This is a genomic window from Patescibacteria group bacterium, assembly GCA_004297215.1.
In the GTDB taxonomy this organism is placed as follows: Bacteria; Patescibacteriota; Patescibacteriia; order UBA9934; family GWF2-40-263; genus 2-01-FULL-63-20.
In genome coordinates, this window is sequence record SCUM01000001.1 from 212,344 (window position 1) to 224,346 (window position 12,003).

Sequence of the window (12,003 nt, forward strand, 5' to 3'; positions counted from 1 at the left end):
ATCGTTATGACCCGTTTGGCCGTCCTCCGATCGCCCGCTCCGACCCTCCGCGAGCCCTCCGTCGAGGTGCCGGTTTCGGCGATCAAGACGCCGCGCATGGAGAAACTGGTCGCCGACATGGTAGAGACGATGAAGCTTGAGAACGGCGTCGGCATCGCGGCCCCGCAGGTGGGCGTGAACGAACGGGTCATCATCGTGGAAACCGGCGCCGGGCCGGAGGCGTTCGTGAACCCGGTCATCACCCGCCGTTCGCTGCGCAAGGCGGACAGCGAGGAAGGATGCCTGTCGGTGCCGGGCGTGTACGGGATCGTGAAGCGCCACAAGGGCATCCGCGTCGAGGCCCTCAACGCGAACGGGGAAAAGATCGCCTTGGACGTTAAGGGCTTCCCGGCCATCATCTTCCAGCATGAGATCGACCATCTCGACGGCATCCTGTTCGTCGACCGCGTCGAGCGGTATACCCAGGCGCCAAAGCTGTGAAAATCGTCTTTTTCGGTTCCCCTGAACTCGCCGTCCCGTTCCTTGCGGCGCTCAAGGCCGATCCTGCCTTCGAGGTCGTCGCGGCAGTCACGCAGCCTGATAAGCCTTCCGGTCGCGGCAAGACGATGAGCGCTGCGCCCGTCAAGGAGACGGCGACGCGCCTGGGAATCCCGGTCTTGCCGTTCGTCTCGCTCAGGAAGGACCCGGCGGCCGCGGAAGCGCTCAGGGCGCTCGGCGCCGACCTGTTCGTCGTCGTCGCGTACGGGAAGCTCATCCCGAAAGGGATCCTCGAGCTTCCGCGTCTTGGCTGCGTAAACGTGCATCCGTCGCTCCTCCCCAAGCACCGCGGACCGAGCCCTATGCAATACGCGCTCGCGCAGGGCGACCCGACGACCGGCATTTCCATCATGTCGCTCGACGAAGGGATGGACACCGGACCGATCCTCGCCTTCGAGTCGATCGGCGTGGATGACGTGGAGACGCTCCCTTCCCTGTCCGCGAAGGTGATGCGCCTGGGCCCGCCCTTGCTCGTCTCGACCCTCAAGCGCCTTGCCAAGGGCGAGATCGTCCCGATGCCGCAACATGACGCGAAGGCCACGGTCACGAAATTGCTCGAGCGCGAGGACGGGCATCTTGATTGGGCCAAGCCCGTCGCAGAGGTCGAACGCCTTGTGCGTGCCTACCTTGGCTGGCCGGGCACCTTCGCCGTCTGGACGCGAAACGGGTCGCCGCTGCGCCTGAAGGTCCTTTCGGCGCGACCGACCGACCTGCGCGCGGATTTCCCGCCCGGGACCGTACGGGTTGCGGACGGACGGCTCTTGGTGGAAGCCGCGGACGGGACGCTTGAGATCCTTGCCCTGCAGCCCGAAGGAAAAGCGGCCATGACGGCCGCCCAGTTCCTTTCCGGCTACTCGGACATCAACGGCGCCGTGCTCGCTTGAGCCGCCACGGGAGCCGCCGCCTCCGTCGCCACGACGGGGGGTTTCGTTTTCATGAACGGGAGGACGAACAGGAGCAACCCGAGCCCGAGCGGATGGTTCAGGTACGGAGAGAACGCGTGCGTGGCCGCGAGCATGGCAAGGGACGCGATCAATCCCGCATGGAGCCATGCCTGGTCGCCTGCGAGCCCGCGCGAGAGGGAGCGCGCGGCGGAGGCGAACACCCAGACGAACGCCGCGAGCCCGGCAAGGCCCGTCTTCAGCCACACGTCCAGCCAGCCCCATTCGAACGCATAGGTGGTCCAGATGCCCTCGGGATCGCGCGCACGCACGCGCGGATCGTCGGACACGAACGTGATGGCATGCCCGAACCCATGGCCCGAAAGCGGGCGTTCGCGGATCCCGTCGATCATCGGGAGCAGCAGTTTCCGGCGGCTGTCAATCGCCGCCTCGGCCGTCCCGGTCGCGCGCTCCGAGAACAATCCCGCGAGTTCCCCGAACGTCACGCCGTTTGGCGGAGGGATCGGGAAGAATAACGCGGCCGCGAGCAGCGCGACGCCGAACAGCTTCCCCCCGACCAGCGCTGCGATTCCCGGGAGCGCCCGCTTGAGGCGGATGCGCGATGCGAGCGCGAGGAGAAGGATGAGCACGAACGCCCCGGCGACGCCACCGACCCAGAATGAACGGGACAGGCTTGCCAGGATCGCCACGGAAACGGCCGCGAACGAGGCGACCGTCGCGACCCATGCCCGCCGACCCTTCACGCCCGAGAGCGCGAGCGAACCGAGCAGGAGCGCCGCCACCACGGTCGAGAATTGCGCCTGAAGGAACACGCGGAAGATCCCGGGAGCCATCTGCGTGAGCTCGCCCGTGCGCGTGTCGCGGATGAACGTATAGACGTCGGCGAGGGCAAGGCCGGAAAGATGGCTGAAGGCGTACACGAGCCCGAGCGTAAGCGCGGACACCCATGCCGCGCCGGCGGCGAGCGTCTGCAGGAGCAGGCGCTTCCCTGCCGCATCCCAATGCGCGGACAACACCGGCAAGGCGTACAGGGCGTAGAGGTAGGCGTTCCCGTCGCGAAACGCGTTCCCAAACCCGTTCAGCCTTATCCCGATCAGGAACGCGGCGAACGCGACGGCGTAAAGCAGGATGTATGGCGAAAGCCGGGTGTCGCTAAGAGGAAGTCGAACGCGACGACGGATCAGATGGACACTGTAGGCGGCCATCACTCCGAAGAACACGGCCATGCGCGTCGAAAGGACGAATCCGCCGATCGGCAGGTCCGCCAGGTGGCCGTGCGAGTTAGCGAACAGTTCGGCGAAGGCAAAGGCGATTCCCCACTCCAGCCGCTTGAGGGCGACGGCGAATGCCGCGATCGCCGTCGCCGCCACGAGCGCGCCGGCGAACGGGGTCTTGAACGCGAGCGCCGCGAGCAGGAAATACCCCGCGAGGCAGGCGAGAATGACCCTGAACTCTTTCCCGAAAAACTGTTCGATCATACGGGCCAGTGCCAATGCTTACGGGCGTACCGGCGCAAGCTCCTCAACACCATCGACTGCTTCCTGATGGTCGCGATCGTGAGGAAGCTGCTGCCGCGCGCGTGCCGGGCGGACACGTCGGCATAATACCTTGTCTTCCAGCCGGCGTCCGCCGCGCGCTTCGCAAAATCCACCTCTTCGTACCACATGAAGAACCCGTCATCGAGCAGGCCAATCCCGTCGAGGAGCTTGCGGCGGATGCAGAAGAACGCTCCCATCACCTGGTCCACGTCCTGCGTCCTGCCATAATCGAAATCCAACATCCGCCACCGACGGATGGGTCCGATGTTCGGGAACAGATGCGGCACCTTGAGGAGCATCAGCAGCTGGTCGAGCGGCCGCGGGAACCGCCACACGCACGCCTGCTGGCTCCCGTCCTCGTTCTTGAGGCTGATGCCGCCGATGCCTACCTCCGGATCCGCGTCCATGCGCTTCATGATTTCGCAGGCGGCGTCGGAATCGAAGACGACATCCGGATTCACGAGCAAGACGTAATCCCCCTTCGCCTGCGCGATGGCGAGGTTGCATCCTCCGGCAAACCCGAGGTTTTTCTGCGAAACGATGAACCTCGCGTTCGGGAACCTCGCCTGCAGGTCGGAGAGGTCGTCACCCGAACCGTTCTCCACCACGAACACCTCGGCGTCGCATGCGAGGTGCGCGAACAGGCTCTCGAGCATGCGCGCGAGATACTTCTTCGTCTTGAAATTTACGGTGATGATGGAGACCATGCGAGTGCGTAGGGGGTAGGGGGTAGGTGGTAGGTGGTAGGGGGTAGTTTTTCTACGCACGAAGTCCATGCTTCTCAACGATGACCGCCTTCGCCTCGAGATATTTCCGAATCGGCGCAGGAGCCCACCCGAGCCGTTCCCACGGGACATGGAGCAGGATCGACGGGAACCACTGGCTGATTCCCGCACGCCCGCTCATGTCCAGGATCGAGAACAGCTCCTCGGGCACGTACGTCCCCACATGGCCGTCCTCGAGCATCGTGAGCCACACGTCCCAATCCTGGAACCGGCGGATCGCCTCGTCGAATCCCGGAAAATGCTCACGACGGACAAGAGCCGTCGTGTGGATGTAATTCATGCGCCGCAAGAGCGGCGCGTCGAACGGGTAGCTCGGCATCCGTTTCCATCCGAACCGGAACGCGCTATAGGCGTAAGACGCGCCCGGCCGGTCATCGAGCGCGGACGCGAGACGTTGAAGCATCTCGGGCCTCATCCATACGTCCGCATCGCAAAAGATGACCAGGTCGCCCGTGGATGCCGCGAATCCAGTATTGCGGGCCGGATTGCTTCCGCGATTCTCCGTCTTGATCACCCGCACCCCGCGCAGGAGGTATGGCTCGAGCGCGGCTTGGGTCTTATCGGTGCTGCCGTCGTCCACCACGATGATCTCATCCGGCTTGCGCGTCTGTGCCAACACCGAATCAAGGCAGAAGCCGATGGTTTCCGCATGCTGATAGGTAGGGATGATGATGGAGATTCGGCTCATAGTCAGTCGACACTTCGTGTCGACTCAAAAGGAATCAAACAGGCTTTTAAGAGGCTGAAAACATTGGTCGGGAGTGAAATCACGCATCGCTCTTTCACGAGCCGCCGACCCCAAATCGTGCCGACACTTCGTGTCGGCCTTCAGCCTGGCAATCGCGTCAGCAAGCGCCGCGACGTCCCCGTCCGGCACGAGCACGCCCGTTTTCCCGTCGAGCACGGCCTCGTCCACACCCGGCAGGCGCGAGGCAATGCTCGGCACGCCGTGGCGCGCGGCCTCGAGATACACCATGCCGAACCCTTCCCGATCGGCCCCTTCGCCCGACGTGGGCATCACGAACAGGTCAGCCCATTCGTACAGTTGCCCTAATTCCTCGTCCGAAACCTCCTTGAGGAAGGTCACGACGTTGTCGAGCCCGAGCTCGCGCGCGGCCCGTCGCAGCTCCCCTTCCATCGGCCCGGCCCCCACGATGCGGTACGCGGACACGACGTCGCCACGTCCCGCATCCCGAAGCGCCTTGATCGCGTCGAGCACGCGACGGTGTCCTTTTCGGGACACGAGACGCGAGACGGTGAGCAGCCGCAGGCCGGCTATCCCCTCCTTGGCAAGGAGGGGCATAGGGAGGTCGGTGCCGCGAAGGGGCGGGTACGCCACCACCACGTTCTCCGCCTCGAACGTCTCGCGCGCCTCGCGTTCGGTCGCTCGCGAATTCGCGACGACGAGCTTCGCGCCTCGAAGCACGCAGCGAGCGAGCCAGCGTTTCCATGGGTTGCGCGCGGCCAGAGCCAGGTCCATCCCATGCACGATCACCGCGTACGGCTTGTCCGTAAACGCCTTGGCGATCATCGCCGCCGTGCCGATCGGCAGCACGTGGCTCACCACGGCCACATCGTACGACCCCTTCCGCGCGATGAGTTGCCACACTGCCGGGAACCAACGGGGGTTCGTCCAGCGCCGGATCAGCGTCCTGCGGACCACGGGGTACCCGCACGAGGCATCGAACGCCCGCGCCCCCGCCTCTCTCGGCGCGACCACCGTGATCGTATCGCGGAAATGCGAAGCGAGCGCGTCGAGATACCGCGCGACGCCGCCACGCGTTGGCGGGAAATCAAGCGTCAACAGCAGGAGCCGGGGCATAGGATGCTTCCTTCTTGCGGAACAGTCCGACCAGCTCGCGCAGGTCGGTACGTTTCACGGCGCCGGTCACGAACAGCATCGCCACGTACGTCGCGGCACCGACGGCCACGGCCGCGACCAGTCCGACGACCCCCGCCCCGAACGTGTCCGAAGACAGACGCGCGCAGGACGCCATGACGGCGCCGCTCAAGAGCATGCGCGCGAATGTCGGGATGATCTGCGAAACACGGTAGCCTGGAATGATGGCTGGCACGAAACGCAGGCCGCACACCACCAGCACCCAGGTACTCGTGACCGACGCGGCCGCGGCGCCCATCATCCCGAATCGCGGGATGAGCAGCCAGTTGAGGAGCGCGTTCACCGCCATCACGATGCCGAAGATGGCGGTCTTCGTCCCTTGGCGCCCGGCGGCGTTCAGCAGCGACCCTACGGGAAAATCCAGGAAGGCCGGGATGAGCACGAACGCGAACAGGCCGAGCACGGGCGCGGCCGCCGCGTATTCCGGGCCGACGAGCGCCACGGCGCTCCCGGCGATGGCCCATAGGCCAAAGGCAAGCGGCATCGCAAGCAGGAGCATGTACCACACGGCGCGCTCGAACAGCCGCGCGAGCCCCGCCGGGTCCTTCCCTACCCTGGCGCTCATCCCCGGGTACAAGGCGGCCACGAACGCGAGCGGGAGGAACTGGAAGGCGTAGGTATACTTGTATGCGATGGAGTACACGCCCACCGCGGAGGGTCCGAGATAATGATTGAGGAACTGCACATCCACGTAGCTGTACACCTTCACGAACAGCCCCGCGAGCAGGAACGGGAACGCCGCGCGCAGGAGCGGGCGCGACCCGGACAGGTCGAACGTCGGCACGAGCACCATGGATCCCAGGCGTCGCGCCGCCATGGTCGCGGCAAAGGCGAGATTGAACGCCGAGCCGACGAACAGCGCGAGGATGAGCATGGGCAGCGTCGGGGAGAACGCAAGCGACAGCGACCCGACCGCGAGCGTCGATCCCATGCCCACGAACAGCCCGACGGATTCGTAGCCGAGCCGGCGCAGCCCGCGCAGCACGCCGTAGTAGAACTGCGAGAAGGTGTCCGCCGCCATCACCGCGACGGCGAGCAGGACGAGCGTGCGCACGTCCGGCGCGTACCCGAGCGTCGTCGCGGCCAAGAAGGCGAACGCGCTGCCAAGGATCGTCGTCAGGAGCTTCAGCGCGAGCGCCCGGCGGACCAACCCCACGTCGTCCGGCTTCTTCGCCACCTCGCGGATGATGACCGAGTTCGTGCCGAAGTCCGACACGACGAGCGCCACCGTGATCACGGAGAGCGCGAGGAAGTATCCCCCCGTCGCCTCCGGCTTCATCACACGAGCGATCAGCAGGAAGTAGACGAACGAAAGCAGCTTCTGCCCCACCGAAGCGATCGTCAGGTACAGCGTGTTTTTGGCAACGTCAGAACCGCTCACAGTGGGCAGAATGTACCGCATTCCTGGTGGATTTTCAATGAACGTGCCATGCTGTCGGAAATAGAGCCGTGGCTATGCAAGACACTATCAAGCGGTGGATTCCCGTCATCGTGCTCGTCGTGCTTGTCGTAGGCTCTCGATTCCTTCCCGACGGGCCGACGCTCGCGGACCAATATGATGACATGAGCCTTCAGGACATCATCGAGAAGGAATGGGAATTGGCGGGAAAAGCCACGGGGAGCTATGCCGTGACATTCGATGATGCCATCCGGGCTTCCCTTCCGATGGATGATGGTCGTTGGCAGGATCGCATCGCTTTTTATCACTCCGTGGGACTGCTGAAAGACATCGCGGGAAGGACCGACGCGGAATCGGCGAAAAAACTGCAAGAGGCATTTGCGTACGAGTGGAGCGACATTGCGGAACCGTATGACGAGATCTTCATGCTCGGCCTGGATGCGGATCACGTCCTCGTGACCGACCCGGAAGCCGACGTCCTCGATGGGAATGAGATGTACGTCGAGACCTTGGACCAGCTGGCAAAGCTGTCTGACAGCGCGTTTGCCCCAAAGGACATCGAGGAGCGCTGGGCCGGAGAGGAGGGTCCGGTCACCGTGTCGTTCAAGGTAGCCGGAACGTCGCATACGTTCTCCCCTGCCTATCTCGACGACTGGCTGGACCTTGGCGCCACGCTCGACGCGGCGAACGCGACCCTGCCGGCCGACGGATCTCGGTTCTGGATGTTCGTCGACGGGAACACCGCCATCATCGCTTTCCTCACCGCGGCCCAACATGAAGCCATCAGGACGAAGCGCGGCATCGAGTTCGTAAGATAAAAAAGCCCCGAGCGGAGTCGGGGCATGCGTGGGCGGACTCTCGTGCGAATCCGCAGCGCGTCAGCGCTTGTTCGCGCGGATGCGCTCGAGCGGGCCCATCCAGAGCGAACGGGGCCGTGGCCGGTCAACGGCCGGATCGGGCGCCTCGGCCTCGTCGGCGTCATCGTCTGACGGGACCGGGGGAGGGCCGGCCGTGGAGGAAGGGGCCGGCGGTTGTTCTTCGCGTCGTGGCGGCTTCTTGAATCCTTTGAAAGACATCGGTCCTCCGTCTGTATCGTCTCGGCACACGGTGAGCTGGAAGCCCATAAACGGTACGCCTGGCATTTGCAGCCGTCAAACGTAAAACCCGCCATGAGGCGGAATGAATTGTGTTATCCACAGCCCTAGCCTTGAAGCACTGAACGAGTCATGCTAGTCTTCAAAATAGGCCGTTTTGGCCGTCATAAGTCTTTATTGGCAAGTGCTATGAAGGACTTTTTGATCGCTCCCACCTCGGAGAAGGATGAAATCCGGTAGCCGCGTGAATTCCAGTTCACAAAGCTGCTAGACAGAGGCCCGAACCTTTCGTTTGGGAGCAACATGGCACAAAGCGTCGGATGCTTGCGTGATGAAAGCAATAGCGTCTGGAAAACGCGCGGCGATGGATATGCACTGGAAATGCTGGGCCATCGCGTATATCACGACCCTGAGGAACGCAGAGTGAATATTGGCGGGGCTTCCAACCCCGTCTTTATTTTTGTCAACAAATAATTACTTTGTTGAAACATTACGAACAAGCGAGACGACGCCCTTATAAAGGCAGTACACGACTACCACGTCTCCGAAGATCGCCGCGCCAGTACCAATGATATCTGCTGTCGCGTTGCCAGTATTACTTAACGCATATCCAAGCAATGCAATACACAGACCAATGACGAAAATAACCCATATCGATATTCCACGCTTCTGCTTTCCCTTTTCTGCTTTCCCTATTTGATTGCCAAGGATGATGTAGAGTGTCGCCTGCCTGATACCAAGAAATACAACTATAACAATGAGAAGAGCTAGCAATCCGATACCGACGGCTTCACCGCTACCATCTTCCTGTTGATTGATGCTGTTCGGTACGCAAGATTCAGTCGCGGCCACGTCATTCCAGTAGACCGGATAATAACTAAGAAAGGCACACCCGAATTCAGCATTCGTTATCCATGGATTTGAAACTTCTTTAGCAAAATCTTCGCCGAGAAATTTTTGCATCTCGGCATTATCTGCGTATGCCTCCCCAACCTTTAAACCGAACTCATCAAGTGACAGTTCACCGGTTCCCAAACACCCGACACAGCTTGGTGTATTTTGATCCTCAGTGGCGACTGCTAGTGTCACACCCAGAACGACTATGACCGCTAGCGAAAAAACAAGCCCATACACGACTTGCACCAAACGCCACCACGACGTTTTATTTAGCTGTTCGTACGTCATAGGTAAGCATCATTAATCGTTTGCAGTATAACACAACACCTGTCTTTCGGCGGGTATTTACTTATTTCAGTGTCGTGACCTTGTTCGACCACCGTTCATGGAGTGCTATATGCGGGATCTGGAAAGACTCAGCCAATCTTACTACATCAGCCATCCATATTTCGGGAATTGCCCCGATCTGTGTAATGATTAGGTTGACCCGACAGTTCGTCTTCTTCATCAGGGCGAGCTCAATTTGTCGAAATGGATTTGTTATTGAACTAGCAGGCAGACTAACAACTATAAGCCCTAAATTGTTCTCCTCGCATCGCCTGATCCACTCAGCATCTGATAAATCCAACTGTTTATTCAGAATTTTCTTAAGTTCCTGGATCGCTCGACCTTCATCCCTGTGTCCCTTAGGAAGTTTTTTTAGAATTAGCGAGAGTCCTGCCGCTCGTTCTGTTGCTATGGGTAAAAATACCTTACCCAACCCTTCCGACTTACGTTGATAGATAACATTATTCGGGTCGCCGCCAGCCAAGGTGTGCTGGAAATATGCTTCCAGGCCATTAGCGTCTATAACCTTAAAGTCAGATTCGGGTGACTGTCCCAATCGCATAAACTCTATAACTGCTGCCCCATACACTGACTCATACCAACGATCGAAGGAATTTCGAAAAAGTCGAATTTCATCCTCAGTCCACTGTTCAAAGGCGTTGATTGAAATTACTTCTCTAACATTCATAACCTAGACAAAACCCGCCGTGAGGCGGGTTTTCGGTTCGCTTAACGCTTGGCCCACTGCGGGGAGCGGCGGGCGCCTTTCTTGCCGTATTTCTTGCGCTCGCGCTTGCGCGCGTCGCGGGTGAGGAAACGGTTCTTCTTGAGCACCGCGCGGTATTCCGGATTGAAGACGAGCAGGGCGCGGGAGATGCCCAGGCGGATGGCGTCGGCCTGGCCGGTGATGCCGCCGCCTTCGGTGGCGGCGGTCACGTCGAATTTCCCTTCCATCCCGATCGCGGTGAACGGACGGACCACGTTCTGGCGCAGGATGTCGGTGCCGAAGTACTGGCCCAGGTCCTTGCCGTTGATGGTGACCTTGCCGGTTCCCCCCGCGATGAGGTGCACGCGCGCCGTGCTGGTCTTGCGGCGGCCGAGGCCGTAGTACTGGTTGTCTTTCGTTTCTGCCATACGTTTAAGCCTTCACGGTGAGCCGCTTGAGTCGCGGGGTGCGGTGGCTGTTTTTCGGGAGCATGCGCGAGACCGCGCGGGTGATCACCTGCGTCGGGTCCTCTTCCATGGCGGTCTTCATCGCCTTGGTGCGTAGGCCGCCTGGGGCGCCGGTGTGGTGGTAGTAGGCCTTCTGCTCAAGCTTGCGGCCCGTGACCTTCACCTTGGCGGCGTTCACCACCTCCACGATGTCCCCGGCGTCGACGTTGGGGAAGAAATCCACCTTATGCTTGCCGATGAGCAGGTGCGCGATGCGCGAAGCGAGCCGGCCCGGGGCCTGGCCTTCGGCGTCGATCACGTGCGTGGCGCGGGAAATCTTTGCCATATCAGACGAGTTCGATTTGCACCATGTCGGCCGCGTCGTTGGCGCGATGGCCGAGCTTCACGATGCGCGTGTAGCCGCCCGGACGGGTGGCATAGCGCGGGGACACCACCTCGAGGATCTTCTTGACCGCGTTCTCGGTATAGAAGAACGACAGGAGCGCGCGGCGGGCCGCGAGGGTGTTGCGCTTGCCGGTGGTGATCATCTTCTCCACGATCGGCTTTACCGCCTTGGCCTTGGCCTCGGTGGTCTTCACCTTTTCGTACAGGATGACGGAAGCCGCAAGATTGCGAAGCATGGCTTCGCGCGGAGCCTTTTCTCGACCGAGGATTGCGCCTTTCTTACGGTGTCGCATATGAGGAAATTACTCCTTGGCCGGTTCCTCCACCGGCATTTCTCCGCCTTCGGCGGGAGGATTTTGGAGCAGGATGGAAAAATGGTCGATGAGGGTGTTGGCGGCGCTCTTCACGGCCTCTTCGGGCGTGATGGTGCCGTCGGTCTCGATGGTCATCGTGAGCTTGTCGTAGTTGGTGATCTCGCCCACGCGCGTGTTTTCCACCTTGTATCCCACGCTGCGGACCGGGGAGAACAGGGCGTCCACCGCGATGGTGCCGAGCTCGGCGGCCCCGGAGGGGCGCTCCTCGGTCGGGCTGTAGCCCCGGCCGCGGCCCACGGTGATTTCCATGTCGAGGACCGCCTTGTCATCGGTGAGCGTGGCGATCGTCAGGCTCGGGTTCGCGATCTCGACGTCCGCGTTCTTCTCGATGTCCTTGGCCGTGACGACCTTCGCGCCCTTCACCTTGAGCGAGAGCTTGACCGGCTCCTCGCTGTGGGACTTGAGGCGCAGCCCCTTGAGGTTGAGGATCATCTCAAGCACGTCCTCCTTGACCCCGTCAATGGCCTGGAACTCATGCGTGGCGCCCTTGATGCGGATGGCGGTGACCGCCGCTCCGGTAAGGGACGAGAGCATGACGCGGCGCAGGGCGTTGCCGAGCGTCGTGCCGTATCCGTGGTAACACGGTTCCACCACGACGACGCCCTCGTTGGGGCGCTCGCCGGCTTCGAAGCGGATGGCGGAGGGGAGAAGGATGTTCTCCATAGATGGGCGTGGGGGTTTATCCCGCCGAAG

Annotated in this window: 15 protein-coding genes; 3 read left to right on the forward strand and 12 right to left on the reverse strand. The window is 61.7% G+C overall.

What is annotated here, in order from left to right:
- Window positions 1-6: 6 nt before the first annotated feature.
- Both def and EPO34_01065 read left to right on the forward strand, forming a co-directional pair.
- Window positions 7-480: a peptide deformylase gene (gene def / locus EPO34_01060; protein TAK03736.1), complete on the forward strand. Its 474-nt coding sequence runs from the start codon at window positions 7-9 to the stop codon at window positions 478-480.
- Window positions 477-1,421 carry a methionyl-tRNA formyltransferase gene (locus EPO34_01065; protein ID TAK03737.1) on the forward strand — a complete coding sequence of 315 codons (945 nt, stop codon included), beginning with the start codon at window positions 477-479 and terminating at the stop codon, window positions 1,419-1,421. The genes def and EPO34_01065 overlap by 4 nt, the downstream gene beginning before the upstream one ends.
- Here EPO34_01065 and EPO34_01070 read toward each other — a convergent pair.
- The 5 genes from EPO34_01070 to EPO34_01090 are packed head-to-tail and all read right to left on the reverse strand — an operon-like array spanning window position 1,388 to window position 7,064.
- Window positions 1,388-2,917, reverse strand: a complete 1,530-nt coding sequence (locus EPO34_01070) for a hypothetical protein (protein TAK03738.1) — start codon at window positions 2,915-2,917, stop codon at window positions 1,388-1,390. The two genes, EPO34_01065 and EPO34_01070, sit on opposite strands and share 34 nt — an antisense overlap.
- Window positions 2,914-3,834 (reverse strand): glycosyltransferase family 2 protein, encoded by a 921-nt coding sequence (locus EPO34_01075; GenBank protein TAK03739.1) that lies wholly within the window; start codon window positions 3,832-3,834, stop codon window positions 2,914-2,916. The genes EPO34_01070 and EPO34_01075 overlap by 4 nt, the downstream gene beginning before the upstream one ends.
- Window positions 3,737-4,450, reverse strand: a complete 714-nt coding sequence (locus tag EPO34_01080) for a glycosyltransferase family 2 protein (GenBank protein ID TAK03740.1) — start codon at window positions 4,448-4,450, stop codon at window positions 3,737-3,739. The genes EPO34_01075 and EPO34_01080 overlap by 98 nt, the downstream gene beginning before the upstream one ends.
- 24 nt (window positions 4,451-4,474) lie before the next feature.
- Window positions 4,475-5,584, reverse strand: a complete 1,110-nt coding sequence (locus EPO34_01085; GenBank protein TAK03741.1) for a glycosyltransferase family 1 protein — start codon at window positions 5,582-5,584, stop codon at window positions 4,475-4,477.
- On the reverse strand, window positions 5,556-7,064 hold the full coding sequence (locus EPO34_01090; protein TAK03742.1) for a flippase: 1,509 nt from the start codon (window positions 7,062-7,064) through the stop codon (window positions 5,556-5,558). The genes EPO34_01085 and EPO34_01090 overlap by 29 nt, the downstream gene beginning before the upstream one ends.
- A gap of 53 nt (window positions 7,065-7,117) precedes the next feature.
- Here EPO34_01090 and EPO34_01095 point away from each other — a divergent pair, with 53 nt between their 5' ends.
- Window positions 7,118-7,879, forward strand: coding sequence for a hypothetical protein (locus EPO34_01095; protein ID TAK03743.1), 762 nt, complete (start codon window positions 7,118-7,120; stop codon window positions 7,877-7,879).
- A 60-nt stretch (window positions 7,880-7,939) separates the two neighbouring features.
- Here the strand turns inward: EPO34_01095 and EPO34_01100 are convergent, their stop codons facing one another.
- From EPO34_01100 to EPO34_01130, 7 genes are all read right to left on the reverse strand, one after another.
- Entirely contained in the window at window positions 7,940-8,137 is a 198-nt protein-coding gene (locus EPO34_01100) for a hypothetical protein (GenBank protein TAK03744.1), read from the reverse strand.
- Window positions 8,138-8,629: 492 nt separating this feature from the next.
- Complete coding sequence (locus EPO34_01105) at window positions 8,630-9,340, reverse strand: hypothetical protein (GenBank protein ID TAK03745.1); 711 nt, start codon at window positions 9,338-9,340, stop codon at window positions 8,630-8,632.
- 61 nt (window positions 9,341-9,401) lie between these two features.
- Window positions 9,402-10,067, reverse strand: a complete 666-nt coding sequence (locus tag EPO34_01110; protein ID TAK03746.1) for a hypothetical protein — start codon at window positions 10,065-10,067, stop codon at window positions 9,402-9,404.
- Between the two features lie 41 nt (window positions 10,068-10,108).
- Complete coding sequence (locus EPO34_01115; GenBank protein TAK03747.1) at window positions 10,109-10,513, reverse strand: 30S ribosomal protein S9; 405 nt, start codon at window positions 10,511-10,513, stop codon at window positions 10,109-10,111.
- Between the two features lie 4 nt (window positions 10,514-10,517).
- Window positions 10,518-10,877, reverse strand: a complete 360-nt coding sequence (locus tag EPO34_01120) for a 50S ribosomal protein L13 (GenBank protein ID TAK03748.1) — start codon at window positions 10,875-10,877, stop codon at window positions 10,518-10,520.
- Window position 10,878: 1 nt separating this feature from the next.
- The gene (locus tag EPO34_01125; protein TAK03749.1) at window positions 10,879-11,229 is read right to left on the reverse strand and encodes a 50S ribosomal protein L17; all 351 of its coding nucleotides are present in this window, start codon (window positions 11,227-11,229) and stop codon (window positions 10,879-10,881) included.
- Between the two features lie 9 nt (window positions 11,230-11,238).
- A complete protein-coding gene (locus tag EPO34_01130) occupies window positions 11,239-11,973 on the reverse strand; it encodes a DNA-directed RNA polymerase subunit alpha (protein ID TAK03750.1) in 735 nt (244 codons plus the stop codon).
- Window positions 11,974-12,003: the final 30 nt, after the last annotated feature.

Bases quoted from the DNA above. Each gene is read 5' to 3' on its own strand.
- def (TAK03736.1), top strand. From the start codon at position 7: ATGACCCGTTTGGCCGTCCTCCGATCGCCCGCTCCGACCCTCCGCGAG.
- EPO34_01070 (TAK03738.1), bottom strand. From the start codon at position 2,917: ATGATCGAACAGTTTTTCGGGAAAGAGTTCAGGGTCATTCTCGCCTGC.
- EPO34_01075 (TAK03739.1), bottom strand. From the start codon at position 3,834: ATGTCCCGTGGGAACGGCTCGGGTGGGCTCCTGCGCCGATTCGGAAAT.
- EPO34_01080 (TAK03740.1), bottom strand. From the start codon at position 4,450: ATGAGCCGAATCTCCATCATCATCCCTACCTATCAGCATGCGGAAACC.
- EPO34_01085 (TAK03741.1), bottom strand. From the start codon at position 5,584: ATGCCCCGGCTCCTGCTGTTGACGCTTGATTTCCCGCCAACGCGTGGC.
- EPO34_01090 (TAK03742.1), bottom strand. From the start codon at position 7,064: ATGCGGTACATTCTGCCCACTGTGAGCGGTTCTGACGTTGCCAAAAAC.
- EPO34_01095 (TAK03743.1), top strand. From the start codon at position 7,118: ATGCAAGACACTATCAAGCGGTGGATTCCCGTCATCGTGCTCGTCGTG.
- EPO34_01100 (TAK03744.1), bottom strand. From the start codon at position 8,137: ATGTCTTTCAAAGGATTCAAGAAGCCGCCACGACGCGAAGAACAACCG.
- EPO34_01105 (TAK03745.1), bottom strand. From the start codon at position 9,340: ATGACGTACGAACAGCTAAATAAAACGTCGTGGTGGCGTTTGGTGCAA.
- EPO34_01110 (TAK03746.1), bottom strand. From the start codon at position 10,067: ATGAATGTTAGAGAAGTAATTTCAATCAACGCCTTTGAACAGTGGACT.
- EPO34_01115 (TAK03747.1), bottom strand. From the start codon at position 10,513: ATGGCAGAAACGAAAGACAACCAGTACTACGGCCTCGGCCGCCGCAAG.
- EPO34_01120 (TAK03748.1), bottom strand. From the start codon at position 10,877: ATGGCAAAGATTTCCCGCGCCACGCACGTGATCGACGCCGAAGGCCAG.
- EPO34_01125 (TAK03749.1), bottom strand. From the start codon at position 11,229: ATGCGACACCGTAAGAAAGGCGCAATCCTCGGTCGAGAAAAGGCTCCG.
- EPO34_01130 (TAK03750.1), bottom strand. From the start codon at position 11,973: ATGGAGAACATCCTTCTCCCCTCCGCCATCCGCTTCGAAGCCGGCGAG.